General features: G+C 60.0%; 26 protein-coding genes. All 26 read left to right on the top strand.

Annotated elements, in window-relative coordinates; genetic code table 11:
- The first annotated feature begins 3 nt into the window (after positions 1-3).
- The 26 genes from fliJ (at position 4) to DQN55_RS14580 (ending at position 22939) form a co-directional block, all read left to right on the top strand.
- On the top strand, positions 4-456 hold the full coding sequence (gene fliJ / locus DQN55_RS14705) for a flagellar export protein FliJ (RefSeq protein WP_048383023.1): 453 nt from the start codon (positions 4-6) through the stop codon (positions 454-456).
- Positions 457-594: 138 nt separating this feature from the next.
- Positions 595-957, top strand: a complete 363-nt coding sequence (locus DQN55_RS14700; RefSeq protein ID WP_048383024.1) for an Hpt domain-containing protein — start codon at positions 595-597, stop codon at positions 955-957.
- 76 nt (positions 958-1033) lie between these two features.
- Entirely contained in the window at positions 1034-2272 is a 1239-nt protein-coding gene (locus tag DQN55_RS14695) for a flagellar hook-length control protein FliK (protein WP_048383025.1), read from the top strand.
- A gap of 182 nt (positions 2273-2454) precedes the next feature.
- On the top strand, positions 2455-2946 hold the full coding sequence (fliL, locus tag DQN55_RS14690; protein WP_048383026.1) for a flagellar basal body-associated protein FliL: 492 nt from the start codon (positions 2455-2457) through the stop codon (positions 2944-2946).
- Positions 2947-2955: 9 nt separating this feature from the next.
- On the top strand, positions 2956-3924 hold the full coding sequence (gene fliM, locus DQN55_RS14685; RefSeq protein ID WP_048383027.1) for a flagellar motor switch protein FliM: 969 nt from the start codon (positions 2956-2958) through the stop codon (positions 3922-3924).
- A gap of 59 nt (positions 3925-3983) precedes the next feature.
- Positions 3984-4451, top strand: a complete 468-nt coding sequence (gene fliN, locus DQN55_RS14680) for a flagellar motor switch protein FliN (protein ID WP_048383028.1) — start codon at positions 3984-3986, stop codon at positions 4449-4451.
- Complete coding sequence (fliO, locus tag DQN55_RS14675; protein WP_048383029.1) at positions 4452-4901, top strand: flagellar biosynthetic protein FliO; 450 nt, start codon at positions 4452-4454, stop codon at positions 4899-4901. It abuts the gene before it with no gap.
- Entirely contained in the window at positions 4901-5644 is a 744-nt protein-coding gene (fliP, locus tag DQN55_RS14670; RefSeq protein ID WP_048383030.1) for a flagellar type III secretion system pore protein FliP, read from the top strand. The genes fliO and fliP overlap by 1 nt, the downstream gene beginning before the upstream one ends.
- A 24-nt stretch (positions 5645-5668) precedes the next feature.
- On the top strand, positions 5669-5938 hold the full coding sequence (fliQ, locus tag DQN55_RS14665) for a flagellar biosynthesis protein FliQ (RefSeq protein WP_048383031.1): 270 nt from the start codon (positions 5669-5671) through the stop codon (positions 5936-5938).
- On the top strand, positions 5939-6721 hold the full coding sequence (gene fliR, locus DQN55_RS14660; RefSeq protein ID WP_048383032.1) for a flagellar biosynthetic protein FliR: 783 nt from the start codon (positions 5939-5941) through the stop codon (positions 6719-6721).
- Positions 6722-6723: 2 nt separating this feature from the next.
- Positions 6724-7860: a flagellar biosynthesis protein FlhB gene (gene flhB, locus DQN55_RS14655; RefSeq protein WP_048383033.1), complete on the top strand. Its 1137-nt coding sequence runs from the start codon at positions 6724-6726 to the stop codon at positions 7858-7860.
- Between the two features lie 106 nt (positions 7861-7966).
- A complete protein-coding gene (locus DQN55_RS14650; protein WP_048383034.1) occupies positions 7967-8536 on the top strand; it encodes a hypothetical protein in 570 nt (189 codons plus the stop codon).
- 230 nt (positions 8537-8766) lie between these two features.
- Positions 8767-10896, top strand: coding sequence for a flagellar biosynthesis protein FlhA (gene flhA, locus DQN55_RS14645; RefSeq protein ID WP_048383222.1), 2130 nt, complete (start codon positions 8767-8769; stop codon positions 10894-10896).
- A gap of 11 nt (positions 10897-10907) precedes the next feature.
- On the top strand, positions 10908-12221 hold the full coding sequence (gene flhF, locus DQN55_RS14640) for a flagellar biosynthesis protein FlhF (RefSeq protein WP_048383035.1): 1314 nt from the start codon (positions 10908-10910) through the stop codon (positions 12219-12221).
- A gap of 119 nt (positions 12222-12340) precedes the next feature.
- Positions 12341-13168 carry a flagellar synthesis regulator FleN gene (fleN, locus tag DQN55_RS14635; protein ID WP_048383036.1) on the top strand — a complete coding sequence of 276 codons (828 nt, stop codon included), beginning with the start codon at positions 12341-12343 and terminating at the stop codon, positions 13166-13168.
- On the top strand, positions 13165-13908 hold the full coding sequence (gene fliA / locus DQN55_RS14630) for an RNA polymerase sigma factor FliA (RefSeq protein WP_231995695.1): 744 nt from the start codon (positions 13165-13167) through the stop codon (positions 13906-13908). The genes fleN and fliA overlap by 4 nt, the downstream gene beginning before the upstream one ends.
- 170 nt (positions 13909-14078) lie before the next feature.
- Positions 14079-14450, top strand: a complete 372-nt coding sequence (locus DQN55_RS14625) for a chemotaxis response regulator CheY (protein ID WP_162199358.1) — start codon at positions 14079-14081, stop codon at positions 14448-14450.
- A gap of 21 nt (positions 14451-14471) precedes the next feature.
- Positions 14472-15260 (top strand): protein phosphatase CheZ, encoded by a 789-nt coding sequence (locus DQN55_RS14620; protein ID WP_048383039.1) that lies wholly within the window; start codon positions 14472-14474, stop codon positions 15258-15260.
- 68 nt (positions 15261-15328) lie between these two features.
- Entirely contained in the window at positions 15329-17524 is a 2196-nt protein-coding gene (locus DQN55_RS14615; RefSeq protein ID WP_048383040.1) for a chemotaxis protein CheA, read from the top strand.
- Positions 17525-17573: 49 nt separating this feature from the next.
- Positions 17574-18692: a protein-glutamate methylesterase/protein-glutamine glutaminase gene (locus tag DQN55_RS14610; RefSeq protein ID WP_048383041.1), complete on the top strand. Its 1119-nt coding sequence runs from the start codon at positions 17574-17576 to the stop codon at positions 18690-18692.
- Positions 18692-19432, top strand: coding sequence for a flagellar motor protein (locus tag DQN55_RS14605; RefSeq protein WP_048383042.1), 741 nt, complete (start codon positions 18692-18694; stop codon positions 19430-19432). Before DQN55_RS14610 ends, DQN55_RS14605 begins: the two co-directional genes overlap by 1 nt.
- A gap of 2 nt (positions 19433-19434) precedes the next feature.
- Complete coding sequence (gene motD, locus DQN55_RS14600; RefSeq protein WP_048383043.1) at positions 19435-20325, top strand: flagellar motor protein MotD; 891 nt, start codon at positions 19435-19437, stop codon at positions 20323-20325.
- A 50-nt stretch (positions 20326-20375) separates the two neighbouring features.
- Complete coding sequence (locus DQN55_RS14595) at positions 20376-21164, top strand: ParA family protein (protein ID WP_048383044.1); 789 nt, start codon at positions 20376-20378, stop codon at positions 21162-21164.
- An 84-nt stretch (positions 21165-21248) separates the two neighbouring features.
- Positions 21249-21998 (top strand): chemotaxis protein CheW, encoded by a 750-nt coding sequence (locus DQN55_RS14590; protein ID WP_048383223.1) that lies wholly within the window; start codon positions 21249-21251, stop codon positions 21996-21998.
- A 68-nt stretch (positions 21999-22066) separates the two neighbouring features.
- On the top strand, positions 22067-22546 hold the full coding sequence (locus tag DQN55_RS14585) for a chemotaxis protein CheW (RefSeq protein ID WP_048383045.1): 480 nt from the start codon (positions 22067-22069) through the stop codon (positions 22544-22546).
- Positions 22547-22939 carry a DUF2802 domain-containing protein gene (locus DQN55_RS14580; RefSeq protein WP_048383046.1) on the top strand — a complete coding sequence of 131 codons (393 nt, stop codon included), beginning with the start codon at positions 22547-22549 and terminating at the stop codon, positions 22937-22939. It begins immediately after the preceding gene.
- The last annotated feature ends 32 nt before the right edge of the window (positions 22940-22971 follow it).

Below are 22971 nucleotides of genomic sequence, written 5' to 3'. Positions count from 1 at the left end.
GTTATGGCCAGTGGAGGAAGGGCGGCGCGCCTGGCGCCGGTGGTGGACATGGCCGAGAAGGCAGAGCGCGCGGCCGCCCAGCGTCTGGGGCACTTTCAAGGCCAGGTCAATCTGGCGAACAGCAAGCTCGGCGACCTTGAGAAGTATCGCGGCGAATACCAGTCGCAATGGGTCGAGCGCGGCAGTCAGGGCGTGAGCGGACAGTGGTTGCGCAACTATCAGTACTTCCTCAACCAGCTTGAAACGGCCGTCGGCCAGCAGCGCCAGAGTCTGGTGTGGCATGAAAACAATCTCAACAAGGCCCGTGAAACCTGGCAGCAGGCCTATGCCCGGGTCGAAGGGTTGCGCAAGCTGGTTCAGCGCTATGCCGACGAAGCACGGCAGCTCGACGACAAGCGTGAACAAAAGCTGATGGACGAGTTGTCCCAGCGCTCGTCACGCCAGGACGCTGACTGATCCTTTCGGCGCAACGACACCGTTGGTCGGCCCGCTTGGGCCAGCCGCCGTCCCCCCGGCGATGGTCGCAGTGCGGCCATAGAGTTTTCATGGGAGGCTCTGGCATACTTCGCCCATTCTTGATCAAGGAGTGAACAAGTGTCTGACATTCATATGGATTCAAACGTCGTCAGTGCGTTGCGCGATGTCATGGAAGGCGGGTTTGCCGACCTGCTGGACACCTTTCTTTCCGACTCGGAAGAACGCCTCGGGCAATTGCACAATGCCAATGAAGCCGGTGCTCTGACGCTGGTTGCCCATAGCTTCAAAGGCAGCAGCAGCAACATGGGGGCCATTCGGCTGGCGCACCTGTGCGGCTTGCTTGAAGAGCGTGCGCAGAAGAAGCAACTGGCAGGCATCGAAGAGCTGGTGATCAAAATCGACGATGAATATCAAATGGTACGGCAGCTTTACCGCGCCGAACGCCAGCGTCTCGTGCCGCCCAACCTCGCCTCCAGCTGATTGCGCCAAAACTGGCCCGAACCTTGCTCTAAGTCTCTGACCTGTACCTAAGCCAGCGTACAGCGGAGACCTGTCAATGCCCCTTGCTGCCCAAACACTGCTTCAGACACCTGCCTCTGCTGCCTCCCGGTCAGCAGCGGCAAACCCTGCGCCACCGGCCGCCGAGCCCGTCCGTTCCGGGACGGAGCACTTTTCGCGGGTTTATGCCAAGGCGTCAGAGGGCAAGTCTGGGGGCGTTGCACACAAGGTCGAGGTGAGCAAGGACGCGCCAGCAGACAGGTCACCTGACGTTGCCGATAGCGGCAAGCCCTTGCCTGCCGGCAAGGGCACGGCCGGCACTGATCAGGATGCCGACACCGCCGCCTCCGTGGATGAGGCGGGTGTTGTGGCGCCGGGGGCTGTGCAAACACCGACGGTGCCTGTAACCGATACACCGCCCGACAGCGTGTCGCCGCAACCCGAGCTCCAGGCGCCGCAATGGCTGGCCGTGGCAGTGCCGCCGCCCACCGTGACGGATGAAACATTCGATCCCGAAGCCGATCCCCTCGACAACCTGCCGGCGGTACGCCTGGCAATGGAGCAGGGCGGGCATGTTTCGGCCAGCAGTCAGGCGTCTGTCAAGCCCGGCACCCCCGACAATGCACCGGTTGCGGCTCAGGGTCAGACCAGCGGGATCGCCATGCTGGTCGACTCGCAAGCAGATGCCGCGACCAGCGGGGAAGGTGGGGAGAAGGCATTCAAAGGGCTGGTTGACGATGGGCTGAAGGATCTGGCGAATGCCTCCAGCGATACCCGAGTCGATGATTTTGCCAATCGCCTGGCGGCACTGACGCAGGCGGCGGTGCCCAAAACCACCCATGCGCTGCCGGTCAATCAGCCATTGGCCATGCATCAGAGTGGTTGGTCTGAAGAAGTGGTCAATCGGGTGATGTACCTGTCCAGCGCCAACCTCAAGTCGGCGGATATCCAGCTGGAGCCTGCGGAACTGGGCCGTCTGGATATTCGGGTCAATATCAGTGCCGACCAGGCGGCACAGGTCAACTTCGTCAGTGGTCACGCCGGGGTGCGTGAGGCGCTGGACAGCCAGATGCATCGTCTGCGTGAAATGTTTGCCCAGCAGGGCATGGGGCAGGTCGATGTCAGCGTGTCCGACCAGTCGCGTCAGTGGCAGGGCCGGGAGCAGGAGCATCAGGAGCAGGCTCGCCGTGGCGCCAGGCCTGAAAACAGCCACGAAGACGAGCTGAACATCGCCCCGGCCCAGGCGGTAGCGCCAGGCATCGTGCTGGGCTCCAGCGCCGTGGATTACTACGCGTAACCCGTGCAGTCCAGCGCCTGAATCGACGACGGCGACGAAAGCCCGTAGCCGCTGCCGAGGCACGAAGGCTGCGATGCTTGACGGGCAACAGAGTATCTACAGTGTCATCTGCCACTTCTGGCACAACCCTTGCTCTGCCTAGTCCCGCACCTGTGAAAACCAAATAGTGACGGATTATTGGCATGGCGACGAATGACGCAGTGAATGACACCGCAGGCAAAGGCAAGCTCAAGCTGATTATTCTGATCGCCGTAGCCCTGCTGTTGGCGGTAGGCCTTTCCGTGGGCGCGACCTGGTATGTCATGCACACCCCGAAAACTGAATCGGCACCTGTGGTTGAGTCCGGCATCAAGCCCGCCGCCATTTATGAGGCGATGGCTCCGGCCTTTGTGGTCAATTACAACGCCAATGGCCGCCAGCGCTACATGCAAGTGAGCATGACCTTGCAAGCGCGTGATGCCGCGGACCTCAATGCCCTTAAAGTGCATATGCCGGTGATTCGCAATAATTTGGTGATGCTGTTCTCTGGCCAGGCCTTTGACGATCTGGCAACGCCGGTGGGCCAGGAAATCTTGCGCCAGAAAGCGACTGCCAGCGTGCAGGCCGTGGCGCAAAAAGAACTCGGCAAAGTGGTTATCGACCAGGTGCTCTTTACTAACTTTGTATTGCAGTAGGATCACGACATGGCCGTGCAAGACCTGCTGTCCCAGGATGAGATCGACGCGCTGTTGCATGGTGTCGACGACGGTCTGGTACAGGCCGAAACCGCTGTCGAACCCGGCAGTGTCAAAAGTTATGACCTGACCAGTCAGGACCGCATTGTCCGGGGCCGCATGCCGACCCTGGAGATGATCAACGAGCGCTTCGCTCGCTACACCCGCATCAGCATGTTCAACATGCTGCGCCGCTCCGCAGACGTGGCCGTGGGCGGGGTACAGGTGATGAAGTTTGGTGAGTACGTGCACTCGCTGTATGTGCCCACCAGCCTAAATCTGGTCAAGATCAAGCCGTTGCGTGGCACGGCGCTGTTCATTCTCGACGCCAAGCTGGTGTTCAAGCTGGTGGACAATTTCTTTGGTGGTGACGGCCGTCATGCCAAGATCGAAGGTCGTGAATTCACCCCCACCGAGTTGCGGGTGGTGCGCATGGTGCTGGAGCAGGCCTTCATCGATTTGAAAGAAGCCTGGCAAGCGATCATGGAAGTCAATTTCGAGTACATCAACTCGGAAGTGAACCCGGCCATGGCCAATATCGTCGGCCCCAGTGAAGCGATCGTGGTGTCTACCTTCCACATCGAACTCGATGGCGGGGGCGGCGACCTGCACGTGACCATGCCGTATTCGATGATCGAGCCGGTGCGCGAAATGCTCGATGCCGGTTTCCAGTCTGACCTCGACGATCAGGACGAACGCTGGAGCAAAGCGCTGCGCGAAGACGTGCTGGACGTCAGTGTGCCGCTCAGTGCCACCGTGGCCCGGCGTCAATTGCGCCTGCGTGACATCTTGCACATGCAGCCCGGGGATGTGATTCCGGTCGAGCTGCAGGACGAACTGGTCATGCGCGCCAATGGCGTGCCTTCGTTCAAGGTCAAACTGGGCTCGCACAAAGGCAACCTCGCGTTGCAAGTGGTTGAGCCCATCGGCCGGCGCTGAGCGTCGGTCTTTCTACAACATTGCTGTGCTAATGATTGACTGCCCGCCGAGGACACCCGATGGCTACCGAACACGAAACAATTTCTGCGCAAGATCAGGCGCTGGCTGACGAATGGGCGGCGGCTCTGGAAGAAACCGGTGATGTCGGCCAGGCAGACATCGACGCGTTGCTGGCAGCCGACGCGGCGAAAAAACCGGCCTCCAGCCGTTTGCCGATGGAAGAATTCGGCAGCGTACCGCGCAATAACGAACCCGTCTCGCTGGAAGGCCCCAACCTGGATGTGATTCTGGATATCCCGGTGTCCATCTCCATGGAAGTGGGCAGCACCGAGATTAACATCCGCAACCTGCTGCAACTCAACCAGGGTTCGGTGATCGAACTCGATCGCCTGGCCGGAGAGCCGCTGGACGTGCTGGTCAACGGCACCCTGATTGCCCACGGCGAAGTGGTGGTGGTCAATGAAAAGTTCGGCATCCGCCTGACTGACGTGATCAGTCCAAGCGAACGCATCAAGAAGCTGCGCTAAGTGAAGCGGATTCTTGGCGGTTTACTGGCGTTACCCTTCAGTGTGCTGGCGGCCGAGCCGCTGGCCACCGGCGCGGCCGCGGCTGCCCCGGTCGTCGTGGCCGGTACGGGCGTGGGGGCACAACTGACACAACTGGTGCTGGGCCTGTTGCTGGTGCTGGGGCTGATTTTCGCCCTGGCCTGGCTGTTGCGTCGGGTGCAGCAGACGGGCGCGCGCCAGGGCGGCCAAGTGATCGAGCTGATCAGTTCGCGGGCGCTGGGTGCTCGTGATCGGCTGGTGCTGGTCCAGGTGGGCAACGAGCAAATTCTGCTGGGGCTCACCCCGGGACGGATCACCCCGTTGCACGTGCTCAAGGAGCCGGTGCCGGTACCACAGGGCGCACCTGCGGCCACCTCGGAGTTTGCCAAGCGTTTGATGGACGTGTTGGGTCAGCAAAAGGACAAGCCGTAATGCGTTTAGTGGTTGCGCTGTTATTGGCGTTGGTTGCGCCCATGGCGCTAGGGGCGGATCCGCTGTCGATTCCGGCGATCACCCTGGGCACCGGCGCCAACGGCCAGCAGGAGTATTCGGTCAGCCTGCAGATTTTGCTGATCATGACGGCGCTGAGTTTTATTCCGGCGTTCGTGATGCTGATGACCAGCTTTACCCGCATCATCATCGTGTTCTCGATCTTGCGTCAGGCCCTGGGTTTGCAACAAACGCCGTCGAACCAGATCCTGACCGGCATGGCGCTGTTTCTGACGATGTTCATCATGGCGCCGGTGTTCGACAAGGTGAACGAAAACGCCTTGCAGCCGTATCTCGCCGAAAAGCTCTCGGCCCAGGAGGCGATCCTCAAGGCCGAAGTGCCGATCAAGGATTTCATGCTGGCGCAAACCCGGACCAGTGACCTGGAGCTGTTCATGCGGCTGTCAAAGCGCACCGACATTGCCACTCCGGACGCCGCCCCCTTGACCATTCTGGTGCCGGCGTTCGTGACGTCGGAGCTGAAAACTGCCTTCCAGATCGGCTTCATGATCTTCATCCCGTTCCTGATCATCGACCTGGTGGTCGCCAGTGTGCTGATGGCGATGGGCATGATGATGCTGTCGCCGCTGATTATCTCGTTGCCGTTCAAGATCATGCTGTTTGTGCTGGTGGATGGCTGGGCGCTGATTATCGGCACCTTGGCCAGCAGCTTCGGCGGGGTGTGACGCCATGACCGGGAGTAATGCGCAATGACCCCTGAAGTGGCTGTTGACCTGTTTCGCGGTGCCTTGTGGCTGACCACCCTCATGGTGGCCGTGCTGGTGGTGCCCAGTTTGCTGGTGGGCCTGCTGGTGGCGATGTTTCAGGCCGCTACCCAGATCAACGAACAGACCCTGAGCTTTTTGCCGCGTTTGCTGGTGATGCTGGTAACCCTGATTGTGGCCGGGCCCTGGCTGGTGCAAACCTTCATGGAGTACATCCTGCAGTTGTACGGCAGTATTCCGCAGTTGATCGGTTAAATGTCTCTGCTCGCCCTGACTGACGCACAGATCAGCACCTGGGTCGCCAGCTTTATGCTGCCGCTGTTCCGGGTGGGCGCGTTGCTGACCACCATGCCGATTATTGGTACGACGCTGGTGCCCAAGCGCATCAAGCTGTTTTTGTCCCTGGCCATCACCCTGGCGATCATGCCGAGCCTGCCGCCGATGCCCACCGTCAACGCTCTGGATTTGAGCGGGCTGCTGCTGATTGCCGAGCAAATCATCATCGGTGCGCTGCTGGGCTTTTCGTTGCAGCTGTTCTTCCAGGCTTTCGTGGTGGCCGGGCAAATTGTCGCGATCCAGATGGGCATGGGCTTCGCGTCCATGGTCGACCCGGCCAACGGGGTCAATGTGGCGGTGATCGGGCAATTCTTCACCATGCTGGTGACCTTGCTGTTTTTGTCGATGAATGGCCACCTGGTGGTGTTCGAGGTGATAACCGAAAGCTTCACCACGTTACCGGTCGGCGGCGGGTTGCTGTCGAATCACTACTGGGAAATCGCCAACAAAATGGGCTGGGTGCTCGGGGCTGCGCTGTTGCTGGTATTGCCGGCCATCACCGCGTTGCTGGTGGTCAACATCGCCTTTGGCGTCATGACCCGGGCGGCGCCGCAACTGAATATCTTCGCGATCGGCTTTCCGCTGACGCTGGTGCTGGGCATGGTGATCCTGTGGATCGGCCTGGCTGACATTCTCAATCAGTATCAACCGCTGGCCTCACAGGCCTTGCAGTTTTTACGTGAGCTGGCGCGAGCACGGTAGCGATGGCAGAAAGTGAAAGCGGTGCCGACAAAACAGAAGACCCCACGGAGAAACGAAAAAAGGACTCCAGAGAAAAGGGTGAAATAGCGCGCTCCAAAGAACTTAACACGCTGGCAATCATGCTCGCCGGATCGGCGGGGCTGTTGATTTTTGGTGGCGCCCTCGCTCAGGACCTCATGGCGTTGATGCGCTACAACTTCAGCCTGAGCCGCGAAGTGCTGCTTAATACCGACTCCATGGGTATTTTCCTGCTGCACTCCGGAAAAATCGCACTGCTGGCTGTGCAGCCGGTGTTGATCACCTTGTTGATTGCCGCGCTGGTCGGTCCCATTTCGCTTGGCGGCTGGTTGTTTGCTGCGGGCAGCCTGGCCCCGAAATTCAGTCGCATGAACCCGGCCGCCGGGATCAAGCGCATGTTCTCGACCAAGGCGCTGGTAGAGCTGCTCAAGGCATTGGCCAAGTTTTTCATCATCTTGATCGTCGCGCTGCTGGTCTTGAAGTCCGACATCGACGACCTGTTGCGCATTGCTCACGAACCGCTGGAGCTGGCGGTGATCCATAGCCTGCAAGTGGTGGGCTGGAGTGCTTTGTGGATGGCCTGCGGGCTGATCCTGATCGCTGCGGTCGACGTGCCGGTGCAGCTGTGGGAAAGCCATCAGAAGCTGCTGATGACCAAGCAGGAAGTGCGCGACGAGCACAAGGATCAGGAAGGCCGACCCGAGGTCAAGCAGCGGATCCGTCAGCTTCAGCGCGACATGTCCCAGCGGCGGATGATGGCGGCAATCCCCGATGCCGATGTGATCATCACCAACCCGACGCACTACGCCGTCGCCCTCAAGTACGACCCGCAAGAGGGTGGGGCGCCGATGTTGCTGGCCAAGGGCAGCGACTTCCTGGCGCTGAAAATCCGTGAGATCGGTAAGGAGCACAACGTCCTGTTGCTTGAGTCCCCTGCATTGGCGCGCTCGATCTACTATTCCACTGAGCTAGAGCAGGAAATCCCCGCCGGGTTGTACCTGGCCGTGGCCCAGGTATTGGCCTACGTGTACCAGATTCGTCAGCACCAGGCCGGCCGCGGCAAACGCCCGGACCCACTGAAAGACCTGCCGATCCCGCCTGACCTGCGACGTGATGAGTAAGGCGGCATGGCTGCGGCGCTTGTTATCAGTAGTGGCTTTGCGTAAATCTGCTTAACTTGAGAAGGCCGAGAGTCATGAAGCTTCGTGCCTGCAATGGAGATGCGCGATGTCCATCGAGTTAACCCTTATTCCTCAAGGCTCTGCCAGCACTTATGCGCTGAGCGACTCGCGCGATATCGCGTGCGTCGATCTTGAGAGCCCGTTCACCACCTTCCCGGTGCTGGACGGCACATTTGCGATTTTCTGGCTGGATCAGCTACAGGGTTCGCACATTATTGGCTTTGGCAATGAATGCACCAACCTGCTGGCATTGATTGCGCTACCGACGGTGCCCGAAAGCAGCGGTCGGGCGCAGTACTACGAGGCAATCATGTCGCGTTGCCATCAGGAGCGTGATTCGATCCTGGGATTCCTGCGCAAATCATTGAGTTTTGAAGGCATCAATGGACGTTGTGTGCGCAGCTTTATTTTGTACAAGCTGCTGCGCCAGTTGCGGCTGGCCAATGTGCCGATATGGCAGGGTGGCGCGGGCGAGTGGGACGAGCGATGCGGCGAGATCCTGATCGGTGGACGCGGCTCGCCGCATTACGAGCCCAATCGCAGGATCGATGTGGCATTTGAGTCCAGCAGCAATGCGTGCCTGGTGATCGACCTGGGTGAGTGGCACTGGAACTGACCGCGTTTTCGTAACCGCCGGACGCGGCCTCGCTCTGCTCGTCTGCTGCTACAGAATGCTTGTAGCAGTTGTCGAGTGAAACGAGGCGACGTCCGGGCAGCATCCCGCCTGCTTCGCCATCTTAATCGAATGATTTTTAGAGCAAACAGAGAGTTGGAAGGCTTCTTGCACAAGCAGGCTTTGTGGCGCGTATGGCGTCAAAAGTTTGCTAAAGGTTTCTCGCAATGTCATTGGATCGCTCTCAGTTAATCAACACCGCACGCAACGGTCTGGCCGGATTGGGTCAGGGGCAGTTGGGTGTGCCGTTGTTGCTGTTGGTGATGCTGGCGATGATGATGTTGCCCATCCCTGCATTTTTGCTGGATGTGTTTTTCACCTTCAACATCGCGCTGTCGATTGTGGTGCTGCTGGTGTGCGTGTACGCCTTGCGTCCGCTGGACTTCGCGGTGTTTCCGACCATTTTGCTGGTGGCGACCCTGATGCGCCTGGCGCTGAACGTGGCGTCGACCCGGGTGGTGATGCTCCACGGGCAAGAGGGTCACGCGGCGGCGGGCAAGGTGATCCAGGCCTTCGGCGAGGTGGTGATCGGCGGTAACTACGTGGTCGGCATCGTGGTGTTCGCCATCCTGATGATCATCAACTTTGTGGTGGTGACCAAAGGTGCCGGGCGCATTTCCGAGGTGAGTGCGCGCTTTACCCTCGATGCCATGCCCGGCAAGCAAATGGCGATCGACGCGGACCTCAATGCCGGCCTTATCGATCAGAACCAGGCCAAGCTGCGCCGTCAGGAAGTGGCCCAGGAGGCGGAGTTCTATGGCTCCATGGACGGTGCCAGCAAATTCGTGCGCGGGGATGCCATCGCCGGCTTGCTGATTCTGTTCATCAACCTGATCGGCGGTATGGCCGTGGGTATCTTCCAGCACGGCATGAGCTTCAGCGAAGCCGGCAAGGTCTACGCCTTGCTGACCATCGGTGACGGTTTGGTGGCGCAGTTGCCCTCGCTGCTGCTGTCGACGGCCGCCGCGATCATGGTCACCCGGGCTTCAGGCTCTGAAGACATGGGCAAGCAAATCAATCGGCAGATGTTCGCCTCGCCCAAGGCGCTGGCGGTATCCGCCGGTTTGATGGCGGTGATGGGGATTGTGCCGGGCATGCCGCATTTTTCCTTCCTGAGCCTGGCCGCAGTGGCCGGCGGCGTGGCGTACCTGATGTGGAAAAAACAGGCCGTGGTCAAGTCGCAGGCCCTGCAAGAGGTGCAGCGCCAGCAAGAGTTGCTGCCGTCTCCGGCCCGAGCCCTGGAAACCAAGGAGCTGGGCTGGGATGACGTGACGCCGATCGACATGATTGGCCTGGAAGTGGGTTACCGCCTGATCCCGCTGGTGGATCGCAATCAGAGCGGCCAGTTGCTGGCGCGGATCAAGGGCGTGCGCAAAAAGCTGTCTCAGGACCTGGGCTTTTTGATGCCCACCGTGCATATCCGCGACAACCTCGACCTCGCACCCAGCGCCTATCGGCTGACCCTGATGGGGGTGATTCTGGCCGAGGCCGAGATTTACCCGGACCGGGAGTTGGCGATCAATCCAGGGCAGGTATTCGGTACGTTGAACGGCATTACCACCAAAGATCCGGCCTTTGGTCTGGAAGCTGTGTGGATTGAGGTCAGCCAGCGCAGTCAGGCGCAATCGCTGGGCTATACCGTAGTGGATGCCAGTACGGTGGTGGCGACCCACTTGAATCAGATTCTGTACAAACACTCCCATGAACTGATCGGTCATGAAGAAGTGCAGCAGTTGATGCAGTTGCTGGCCAAGGCTTCCCCCAAGCTGGCTGAAGAGTTGGTGCCCGGGGTGTTGAGCCTCTCGCAGTTGCTCAAGGTGTTGCAGGCCTTGTTGGCCGAGCAGGTGCCGGTGCGTGATATTCGCAGCATTGCCGAGGCGATCGCCAATAATGCCCATAAGAGTCAAGATACTGCCGCTTTGGTCGCGGCGGTGCGGGTCGGGCTGTCCCGCGCAATCGTGCAAAGCATTGTAGGTGTTGAGTCCGAGCTGCCTGTGATCACCTTGGAGCCAAGGTTGGAACAAATATTGCTCAATAGTTTGCAGAAGGCCGGACAAGGCCAGGATGAAGGTGTTTTGCTGGAGCCGAGCATGGCTGAAAAGCTCCAGCGTTCGTTGATCGATGCGGCTCAGCGTCAGGAGATGCAAGGCAACCCGGTGATCTTGCTGGTGGCAAGTCCGGTACGCGCAATGCTTTCGCGGTTTGGCCGTTTGGCGGTGCCGAACCTGCATGTGCTGGCGTACCAGGAAATTCCTGACAACAAGCAAGTCACGATCGTCGCGACAGTAGGCCCTAACGGCTGAGGGTTTGATTTATGCAAGTGAAGCGATTTTTCGCCGCCGACATGCGTCAGGCCATGAAGCTGATACGTGATGAGTTGGGGGCAGATGCCGCCATTATTGGTAACCGCCGGATTGCCGGGGGCGTGGAATTGACCGCGGCCCTGGATTACAAGCTGTCCGCGCTGGCACCCCGGGTGCCAAACATTGAACTTGAAGAAGAGCTGCGCAAGACCCAGTCACGGATTGTTTCGGCCCAGGCCGAACTGAGTCTGCGCGGTGAGGGCGATGCCGAGGGCAGCCGTCAGCTGTTTGCCGGTTTGCCGCTGACCGCCGCCGAACCGTTGATTGAGCCGGTCCCGGTCGAACCGCTGCGCCCGGCGCCGGTGGTCATGCAATCGATGGATCAGCATGCGTTCGACACCATGCGCTCCGAACTCTCCGGGTTGCGGGAGTTGCTGGAAGTGCAATTGGGTTCGCTGGCCTGGAATCAGCTCCAGGGAAGCATGCCCGAGCAGGCCAATTTATGGCGCCGACTGCAGCGCATCGGTTTGTCCGGGCCGCTGTCGCGGGATCTGCTGGCGCAAGTGGTGGGCATCCAGGAGCCGCGCCAGGCCTGGCGCATGTTGTTGGCGCACCTGGCACGGATGATTATCACGCCGGAGCTTGAGCCGCTGGAAGAGGGCGGGGTGATTGCGATGGTCGGCCCCGCGGGCATGGGCAAAACCACGACGCTGGCCAAGCTGGCGGCGCGTTATGTACTCAAGTACGGCGCGCAGCATATCGCGCTGGTGAGCATGGACAGTTTCCGGATCGGTGCCCAGGAGCAGCTCAAGACCCTGGGGCGTATCTTGAATGTATCCGTGACCCATGTAGCGCCTGGCCAGTCGTTGGGTCAGACGCTCGAACCGCTGGAACGCAAGCGCGTGGTACTGGTGGATACCGCCGGCCTGCAGGCCAGCGACCCGGCGCTGCGGTTGCAACTGGAGAGCCTGGCGGGGCGCGGCATCAAGGCGAGAAATTATCTGGTATTGGCCACCACCAGTCAGAAGCAAGTACTGGCGGCCGCGTACCTGAGCTACAAGCGTTGCGGGCTGGCCGGGTGCATCCTGACCAAGCTGGATGAAACGGCAAGCCTGGGTGAGGTGTTGAGTCTGGCCATCGGTCACGAGTTGCCGGTGGCCTACCTCACGGACGGTCCTCGTATCCCCGATGACCTTCACCTGCCGCGGCGTCACCAGTTGGTGAGTCGTGCAGTCAGTGTGCAAATGCAGGAAGAACCCAGCGAAGAGGCCATGGCCGATATGTTCGCTGATATCTATCACAGCCCCCCCAAGCGGGTCGGCTGAGTTAGCTACGATTACGTTGCAATGTACCTACATTGATGGTCTGCAAGGTGTTGTTCCGCTGGGGAACGCGCAGCCAACCTATGTAGCCGCGCCTAAGTAAGACAAGGTAAAGAAAGATCATGGGCAGCATGCATCCCGTACAGGTTATCGCAGTGACCGGCGGCAAGGGTGGCGTCGGTAAAACTAACGTGTCAGTCAACTTGTCCATCGCGCTGGCCGAGTTGGGCAGGCGCGTCATGTTGATGGACGCTGACCTTGGGTTGGCGAATGTTGATGTCCTGCTCGGACTGACGCCCAAATTTACCCTGGCCGATGTGGTCGAGGGGCGTTGCGAGCTGCGTGACGTATTGGTGCAAGGCCCTGGCGGGATTCGCATTGTGCCGGCGGCCTCAGGCACCCAGAGCATGGTTCATTTAAGCCCGGCGCAACACGCCGGCCTGATTCAGGCGTTCAGCGACCTGGGCGACAATCTGGACGTACTGGTGATCGACACGGCGGCCGGGATCGGCGAGTCGGTGGTGAGCTTCGTGCGCGCCGCTCAGGAAGTGCTGCTGGTGGTGTGCGACGAGCCGACGTCGATCACCGATGCCTATGCCTTGATCAAGCTGCTGAATCGTGATTACGGCATGAACCGCTTTCGCGTGCTGGCAAACATGGCCCAAAGCCCGCAGGAGGGTCGCAACCTGTTCGCCAAACTGACCAAGGTCACTGACCGTTTTCTCGATGTGGCCCTGCAATACGTAGGCGCCGTGCCCTACGACGAATGCGTGCGCAAGGCGGTGCAAAAACAGCGGGCTGTCTACGAAGCATTCCCGCGCTCCAAATGCTCGCTGGCGTTCAAGGCCATTGCGCAGAAAGTCGATACCTGGCCATTGCCGGCCAACCCCCGTGGGCACATGGAATTTTTTGTTGAGCGTCTGGTGCGCCAGGGTGGGGGGCGGATCTGATGACGGCCAGCGGTTATCGCATGTACAGCAAGTCGTCACGCGACAGCCAGTATGAGCTGATCGAGCGCTATGCGCCGCTGGTCAAGCGCATTGCGTATCACCTGCTGGCGCGCTTGCCTGCCAGCGTGCAGGTGGATGACCTGATTCAGGCGGGGATGATCGGCCTGCTTGAAGTGTCGACCAAATACGACGCAACCAAAGGCGCGAGTTTCGAGACCTATGCGGGGATCCGCATTCGTGGCGCGATGCTCGACGAAGTGCGCAAGGGTGACTGGGCACCGCGCTCGGTGCACCGCAATACCCGTATGGTCAGTGACGCCATTCGGGTAATTGAAGCAAAAACCGGCTGTGACGCTAAAGATCATGAAGTTGCGGCCGAACTCCAGTTAAGCCTTGATGATTATTACGCGATTTTGAATGACACCCTGGGCAGTCGCCTGTTCAGTTTTGACGACCTGCTGCAGGACGGTGAACACGAAGGGCTGCACGAGGATGGCGCGAGCGCTCAACTCGGGCCTTCGCGGGATCTGGAAGACCAGCGGTTTCAGACGGCGCTCGCCGACGCCATCGCCAATTTGCCGGAGCGTGAGCGCCTGGTACTGGCGCTGTATTACGACGAAGAACTGAACCTCAAAGAAATCGGCGAGGTGCTGGGGGTGAGCGAATCGCGGGTCAGCCAGCTGCACAGCCAGTGCGCCGCACGATTGCGCGCACGTCTGGCCCAGTGGCGAGCACACTGATCGCATAGGCCCCCTGTAGGGGCGAGCTTGCTCGCGATGCGGTTTACGCGGCCTCATCGCGAGCAAGCTCGCTCCTGCAGGTTCTGAGACGTATTAACCGAATTGATTGAATGGCGCGCTCACAGGCTGGGCGCGTTTAAAACTGCTTGGAGGTCGAATTGGACAAGAACATGAAAATCCTCATCGTTGATGATTTTTCAACGATGCGGCGGATCATCAAAAACCTGTTGCGTGACCTCGGGTTCACCAACACGGTCGAGGCAGATGACGGTATTACCGCGCTGCCGCTCCTTAACCAGGGTCACATCGACTTTTTGGTGACGGACTGGAACATGCCGGGCATGACCGGTATCGAGTTACTGCGCCACGTGCGGGCCGACGAAAAGCTCAAGCATTTGCCTGTGCTGATGGTGACCGCCGAAGCCAAGCGTGAACAGATCATCGAAGCCGCCCAGGCCGGGGTTAATGGCTATGTGGTCAAGCCGTTCACGGCGATCGCACTCAAAGACAAGATTGAAAAAATCTTTGATCGCATCGGCTGATCGGTTTGCCTCGGGGGCGTTATGGAGCAGCAAGAATCTACATTGGGCGAGTTTGAGTCGACCCTGAAAAAACATGCACGGGAATTGGTCGAAAGCCTTGAAAACGGCCAGTTCGGCGATGCGGTGCAACTGATTCATGAACTGAACCAGACCCGCGACCGCGGACTGTATCGGGAAGTCGGCAAGCTGACCCGTGAATTGCACAGTGCCATCGTCAACTTTCATATTGACCCGACGGTGCCGCAAGCTGAAGAAGTGTCGCAGATCACGGATGCCACTGAGCGTTTGGCTTATGTTGTGCGCCTGACGGAAGCGGCTGCCAATCGAACCATGGACCTGGTTGAACACTGCACGCCACTGGTCAACGGCCAGGGGCAGGAAGCCAAAGCCCTGAGTGCTGACTGGGGACGCTTTATGCGGCGCGAGATCGGTGCTGAAGAGTTTCGTGAGCTGGCGCGCCGGGTTGACAGTTTTCTGACGCGCAGTGATCGCGACAATCAGGTGGTGTCCGCTCATCTCACCGACATCATGCTGGCCCAGGATTACCAGGATCTCACCGGTCAAGTGATCAAACGGGTGACGCAACTGGTCACGGATGTCGAAAGCAATCTGCTCAAGCTGGTGCTCATGGCGAGCCAGGTCGATCGCTTCGCAGGGATCGAACATGACCGTGAAGCCCTGCGCGCTGAAAATAATTCGCAAAAAAACCAAGCGAAGGGTGAAGGTCCGCAGATTCATGCCGATAAGCGTAATGACGTCGTATCCGGTCAGGATGATGTAGACGATTTGCTGTCCAGTTTAGGTTTCTAGGTCTTGAGTTGGCGCGCGGGCGCTGTTGTCCGACGGCGTCGCACAGACCTACTTCAAGGAGCACATACATGAGCTTCGGCGCCGATGAAGAAATCCTTCAGGATTTCCTGGTTGAAGCCGGCGAGATTCTAGAGCTGTTGTCCGAACAACTGGTTGAGCTGGAAAGCCGACCGGACGATGCGGATTTGCTCAATGCAATCTTTCGCGGTTTTCACACTGTAAAAGGGGGCGCCGGCTTTTTGCAGCTGCATGAGCTGGTGGAGTGCTGCCACATTGCCGAGAACGTTTTCGACATCCTGCGCAAGGGTGAGCGCAAGGTCGACTCGGAATTGATGGACGTGGTGCTGGAAGCGCTGGACGCCGTCAATGGCATGTTCACCCAAGTGCGCGAGCGCAGCCCGGTCACGGCGGCAACGCCCGAGTTGCTGGCGGCACTGGCGCGCCTGGCAGAACCTGCAGCGCTGGTGGTGCCTGAACCGCAACCCGCAGCGGCTGTGACCAGCGACAGCAGCGATATCACCGATGACGAGTTCGAGTTGCTTCTGGACTCGTTGAATGCAATCAAGGCCGATGCCCCGGCCATCGCCGCCAGTGATGACATCAGCGATGCCGAGTTCGAGTCGCTGCTCGATCAGTTGCACGGCAAGGGGCGTTTCTCTGCGGACACCGTGGCGGACACGGTACCCGATGCGGTACCTGCCGCCGCTGTAGAGCCCGCCGAAACTGGCAATGAAATCACTGACGATGAGTTTGAAGCGTTACTGGATCAGTTGCATGGCAAAGGTGCATTCAGCAGCGATGCGCTGCAGGCATCCGCCGTACCTGTCACCGAGGCTGCCGTCTCGGCCACGGTTGCCGCGCCATCCGCAGCGCCTGAAGCTGCCAGCCATCCGGACCTGATCAGTGATCATGAGTTTGAGGCCTTGCTCGATGAGCTGCATGGCAAGGGCAAGTTCTCGGCCGACTCGGCTGCCGTCGCTGTAGCGCCTGCGGTGGAAGCGCTGGTCACACCGCAACCGAAAAAAACCGCCGCCAGGCCTGCTCCGGCGCCGACGCGTCCGTCCGCTGGCGCAGAAAAACCGGTCGCCTCCGAGGCTGAAACCACGGTTCGGGTGGATACCGCGCGACTCGACGACATCATGAACATGGTCGGCGAGCTGGTCCTGGTGCGTAACCGTTTGGTGCGCCTGGGCCTCAACAGCAGTGACGAAGCGATGGCCAAGGCGCTGTCGAACCTCGACGTGGTGACCGCCGACCTGCAAACCGCGGTGATGAAGACCCGCATGCAGCCGATCAAGAAAGTCTTCGGTCGCTTCCCGCGACTGGTGCGGGATCTGGCGCGTCAGCTGAATAAAGAAATCAGCCTGGAACTGGTCGGCGAAGAGACCGACCTCGACAAGAATCTGGTCGAGGCGCTGGCCGATCCTCTGGTGCACTTGGTGCGCAACGCTGTCGATCACGGCATTGAAACCCCGCAAGAACGTGAAGCCGCGGGCAAGCCGCGTGGCGGTCGGGTGATCCTGTCGGCCGAACAGGAAGGCGACCATATTCTGTTGTCGATCTCCGATGACGGCAAAGGCATGGATGCCAATGTCCTGCGGGCCATCGCGGTGAAAAAAGGCCTGATGGACAAGGACGCTGCTGATCGCCTGAGTGAATCCGATTGCTACAACCTGATCTTCGCCCCGGGGTTTTCGACCAAGACCGAGATCAGCGACGTGTCCGGACGGGGTGTGGGCATGGACGTGGTGAAAACCAAAATCGCCCAGCTCAATGGTTCGCTGAGTATTCATTCGACCCTGGGCCAGGGTTCGAAAATCGTGATCAAGGTGCCGCTGACCCTGGCAATCATGCCGACCCTGATGGTGATGCTGGGCAACCAGGCGTTTGCCTTCCCGCTGGTCAACGTCAACGAGATTTTCCACCTCGACCTGTCACGTACCAATGTGGTCGACGGTCAGGAAGTGGTGATCGTGCGCGACAAGGCATTGCCGCTGTTCTACCTCAAGCGCTGGCTGGTGGCGTCTGCGGCCCATGAAGAACAGCGCGAAGGGCATGTGGTGATTCTGTCGGTGGGCACCCAGCGCATCGGTTTCGTGGTCGATCAGTTGGTCGGTCAGGAAGAGGTGGTCATCAAGCCGTTGGGCAAAATGCTTCAGGGTACGCCGGGCATGTCGGGCGCCACCATCACCGGTGATGGCCGTATTGCCTTGATCCTGGATGTGCCGAGCATGCTCAAGCACTACGCCGCACGGCGTATTTGATTCTGGCGGCGCAGGGCATTTTCGCCGTGCGCTGTCTAACGGAGTGTTTATGGTAGTCAAGGTCCTGGTGGTGGATGATTCCGGTTTTTTCCGCCGCCGCGTCTCGGAAATTCTGTCGGCCGATCCGACGATTCAAGTGATCGGCACTGCCACCAATGGCAAGGAAGCGATAGACCAGGCTCTGGCGCTCAGGCCCGATGTGATCACCATGGACTACGAGATGCCATTGATGGACGGCATCACAGCGGTGCGTCATATCATGCAGCGCTGTCCGACCCCGGTGTTGATGTTCTCCTCGCTGACTCACGAAGGGGCCCGGGTAACCCTGGATGCGCTGGATGCAGGGGCGGTGGATTTCCTGCCGAAAAACTTCGAGGACATCTCGCGTAACCCGGAGAAGGTCAAGCAACTGCTGTGTGAGAAAGTCCACAGCATTTCCCGCAGCAACCGTCGCTCGTCCAGCTACAGCGCGCCAGCCCCCCAGCTCTCGACCCCGCTGCCAACGCCACGGGTGCCCAGTGCCAGCCCGTCGCCCGTTCGCACGACCCCGATTGCCAGTCGCACGGCACCGGCCCCGGTGACGACGTCTGCGGCGCCGAAGCGCAAGGCTTACAAACTGGTGGCCATTGGTACCTCGACCGGCGGCCCGGTGGCTTTGCAGCGCGTATTGACTCAGTTGCCCGGGCACTTTCCGGCCCCCATCGTGCTGGTGCAGCACATGCCGGCGGCGTTCACCAAGGCGTTTGCCGAACGTCTCGACAAGCTCTGCCGGATCAGTGTCAAAGAGGCCGAGGACGGCGATGTCCTGCGTCCGGGCCTGGCCCTGCTGGCCCCGGGCGGCAAGCAGATGATGATCGATGGCCGTGGTACGGTGTGTATCCTGCCGGGTGACGAGCGGTTGAACTACAAGCCGTGCGTAGACATTACCTTTGGTTCCGCAGCCAAGTCCTATGGTGACAAAGTTTTGGCGCTGGTCCTCACCGGCATGGGCGCGGACGGCCGGGAAGGTGCGCGCCTGCTCAAGCAAAGTGGCAGCCATGTATGGGCTCAGGACGAAGCCAGCTGCGTGATTTACGGCATGCCGATGGCCATCGTTAAAGCCGGCCTCGCGGATGCGGTGTACAGCCTCGACGATATGGGCAAATACCTGGTCGAGGCCTGCCACTGATGGATGTGCTCAGCCTGATCGGCATCATCATGGCTTTTGTCGCGATTATCGGCGGCAACTACCTCGAAGGCGGCCACCTCGGCGCCCTGGTCAATGGCCCGGCGGCGCTGATCGTGCTGGGTGGCACGGTGGGCGCGGCGTTGTTGCAGTCGCCAATGAGTGCGTTCAAGCGGGCGATGCAAACCGTGGTGTGGATTCTGTTCCCGCCGCATATCGATCTGGCGGGCGGCATTGACCGTGTTGTCAACTGGAGCCTGACGGCCCGCAAGGAAGGCCTGCTGGGTCTCGAAGGCGTGGCCGATAGCGAGCCGGACAACTACGCGCGCAAAGGCTTGCAGTTGCTGGTCGATGGCATGGAGCCGGAGGTTATCCGGAGCATCCTGGAAGTCGACTTCCTGACCCAGGAAAGCCGTGACATTGAAGCTGCGAAAGTGTTTGAAAGCATGGGCGGCTATGCGCCGACCATTGGCATTATCGGGGCGGTGATGGGCTTGATCCATGTGATGGGCAACCTGGCGGACCCCGGCCAGCTGGGCAGCGGCATTGCGGTGGCCTTTGTCGCGACCATCTATGGCGTGGCCAGTGCCAACCTGGTGTTGTTGCCGGTGGCCAGCAAGCTCAAATCGATTGCCCGGCGCCAGGCGTTGTACCGCGAGATGCTGCTCGAAGGCATCCTGTCGATTGCCGAAGGCGAAAACCCGCGCTCCATTGAACTCAAGCTTCAGGGCTTTATGGGGTAATCATGAGTCGCCGTCGTCGCCAGGATGAAGAGCCTGTAAATCACGAACGCTGGCTGGTGTCCTACGCTGACTTCATCACCTTGCTATTCGCTTTTTTTGTGGTCATGTATTCGATTTCATCGATCAACGAAGGCAAGTACAAGGTGGTCTCCGAGGCCTTGCTCGGGGTGTTCAATGATGCCGAGCGCAGCGTCAAGCCGATCCCGCTCGGGGATGAGCGCGCCCGGACCATGAAGCCCGCCCAGCCACTGGTCAAAGACAGCGAACTGAGCGACGCAGGCCTTGGGCAAAACCCCGACGACCCGCTCAAAACCATTGCCAATGACATCACCACCGCGTTCGGTGACCTGCTCGCGTCCAAACAATTGACGGTGCGCGGCAATGAGCTGTGGGTCGAGATCGAACTCAACTCCAGTTTGTTGTTTGGCAGCGGTGATGCGATGCCCAGTGATCTGGCGTTTTCCATCATCGACAAGGTGGCCGCGATTCTCAAACCTTTCGACAACCCGATCCATGTAGAAGGTTTTACCGACAATCAGCCGATTCGCACCGCGCAATACCCCACGAACTGGGAGCTGTCGTCGGCCCGCTCGGCGAGCATCGTGCGCATGCTGGCGATGCAGGGTGTGAACCCCGGGCGCATGGCGTCGGTGGGCTATGGCGAGTTTCAGCCGGTGGCCAATAACGCCACGGCGCAGGGGCGCGCACTCAATCGCCGGGTGGTGCTGGTGGTGTCGCGCAACCTGGAAGTGCGACGCAGCCTGACCGGAACCGGTACGGCGAATGCCACACCGGATGCCGCCTTGAAGCGGGCTGGCACACAAACTGCACCGCCGCCCGTACAGTCACTGGTTCGTGGGAATGCCGTCAATTCCCCGTCGCCAACCCTATAAGTGCATGTCAATTCTCGGCCGGCACAGCCATAGCCGGGAGGAACAACTGAATGAGAGTCTGGGCAGTAGCCAATCAAAAAGGTGGAGTCGGCAAGACCACCACATCCATCGCTCTGGCCGGTTTGCTGGCTGAGGCGGGCAAGCGCGTGGTGGTGGTCGATCTCGACCCCCACGGTTCCATGACCAGTTATTTCGGTTACGACCCCGACGCCCTGGAACAGAGCAGTTACGACTTGTTCTTGCACAAGGGGCAGGTGCCGCAGGGCATGACGGCGCAATTGCTGTTGCCCACCAGCCATGAACAGATTGCCTTGCTGCCTTCCAGCACCGCGCTGGCGACGCTGGAGCGCCAGTCGCCGGGGCAGAGTGGCCTGGGGCTGGTGATTGCCCGTGGCCTGGCGCAGCTGTGGCAGGACTATGACTACGCCATTATCGACAGCCCGCCGTTGCTGGGCGTGCTGATGGTCAATGCACTGGCGGCGAGCCAGCAACTGGTGATCCCGGTGCAAACCGAACACCTGGCTGTCAAAGGCCTGGAGCGCATGGTGCACACCCTGACGATGATCAACCGCTCACGCAACCAGGCGCTGCCGTTTTGCGTGGTACCGACCCTGTTCGACCGTCGCACCCAAGCATCAATGAGCACACTGCGGCATTTGCGTGATCATTACCCGGACACGCTGTGGCAGGGCTTCATTCCGGTCGATACCCGGCTGCGCGATGCCAGCCGGGCAGGGCAGACGCCTTCGCAGTTCGATGGCAAAAGCCGTGGCGTTGTCGCCTATCGTGCCTTGCTCAAGCAATTATTGACCCGTCAACTTGCGCCGCAGGCCGTTTGACGTGACCGTGCATTCAAGTATCTGCGCTGCGCGGCCGATAACCACCACAGGCCTGTCTCGCAGGACCGTTGAATGGGTCACCTCATGAAGCCGCCAGTCGCTCTCGCCAGCCGTCCGCAGTTGGCATTGCAGTCCTATCTCGATGAGTTGCTGCAAGACGCGACTGAAGCGTTGCCGTCGCCTGAGCCGCACGCCCCGTTGCTGGACGAGTTTGCCGCCGCCGTGCTTGAAGAGCAGGTGCGCGATGCCCGTGTGGTACCGCCGGCGATGCCGGTGCAGTTGCCGGCTCTGACCCAGCCCTTGGCAGAACCGCCCCGGCCTTGGGTGCCGGTGCCTGATGACGGTCGACCCGCGTGGGCCGCCGAGCCCTTCGAGTGTTTATTGTTCGATGTGGCCGGGCTGACGCTGGCGGCGCCGCTGGTGTGCCTGGGTTCGATCCACTCCCTGACCGGGCGCGAGCTGACGCCGTTGTTCGGGCACCCTGACTGGTTCCTGGGAATACTGCCCAGCCAGAGCGGCAACCTCAATGTGCTGGATACGGCGCGCTGGGTGATGCCCGAGCGCTACCGCGAGGATTTTCGCGACGGCCTGCAATACGTAATTTCGGTTCAAGGTCATGACTGGGGGCTGGCGGTGCATCAGGTCAGCCGTTCGTTGCGCCTGGACCCCGACCAGATCAAATGGCGCACCCGCCGCGGGCAGCGTCCGTGGCTGGCGGGCACTGTGATTGAGCACATGTGCGCGCTGCTGGATGTAACGCAGCTGGCGCAATTGATCGCCAGCGGTGCGCTCAAGCACAAAGACACTGCCGTTGCGCCAGGCACAGACAAATAGCGACCGGGCCTTGGCCGCGGTCAGACCGTACACACCGCACCCGCGGTTTTTTAGTCAGAGGTTTGGGTATGCAACAATCAGCCGCACAGGGTTCCGAAGATCCGATCCTGCAATGGGTCACCTTCAAGCTGGACAACGAAACCTACGGCATCAATGTGATGCAGGTGCAGGAAGTACTGCGCTACACCGAAATCGCTCCGGTGCCGGGTGCACCATCCTACGTGCTGGGCATTATCAATCTGCGCGGCAACGTGGTGACGGTCATAGATACGCGTCAGCGTTTTGGCCTGATGAACAGCGAAATTACCGACAACTCGCGCATTGTGATTATTGAAGCCGACAAGCAAGTGGTCGGTATTCTGGTCGACAGCGTGGCGGAGGTGGTTTACCTGCGTCAGTCTGAAATTGAAACTGCGCCGAATGTGGGCAACGACGAGTCGGCCAAGTTTATCCAGGGCGTGTGCAACAAGAACGGCGAACTGCTGATTCTGGTTGAGCTGGACAAAATGATGAGCGAAGAAGAATGGTCGGATCTGGAGAACTTCTGATTGATGCTTGAGGCGGCGGTAATCGTCCTGGGCCTGCTATGGGCAGTGACCTTGTGGGTGTTCGTGTCCCATGTGCGCGGTCAGCGCGTGATCGCAGCGCAACAGGCGGCGGGCGATGCGCTGCGTGATCGGCGTATCAGGGAGCTGGCTCGCCGTCTGGACACCTACCAGAACGGCACCGTGCAAATGGGTGAAGACTTGCATCAGCTGCGTGCGGTGCTGGCGCCGTTGCCCGAGAAACTGACGCTACTCGAACAGCGCGACCCCACCAGCCTGTCCTTCACCCAGGCGGCGCGTCTGGTGAGCATGGGCGCCAGTGTCGAAGAGCTGACCCACTCCTGCGGCCTGACCCAGGCCGAAGCCGAACTGATGCGCAAAATGCACAAAGGCTGAAGCGCATCGTCAACGCCGCAGGCAACCTGAAG

The sequence above is a fragment of the Pseudomonas taetrolens genome (genome assembly GCF_900475285.1).
Classification (GTDB): Bacteria; Pseudomonadota; Gammaproteobacteria; order Pseudomonadales; family Pseudomonadaceae; genus Aquipseudomonas; species Aquipseudomonas taetrolens.
This window is presented reverse-complemented; position numbering and strand designations above follow the sequence as displayed.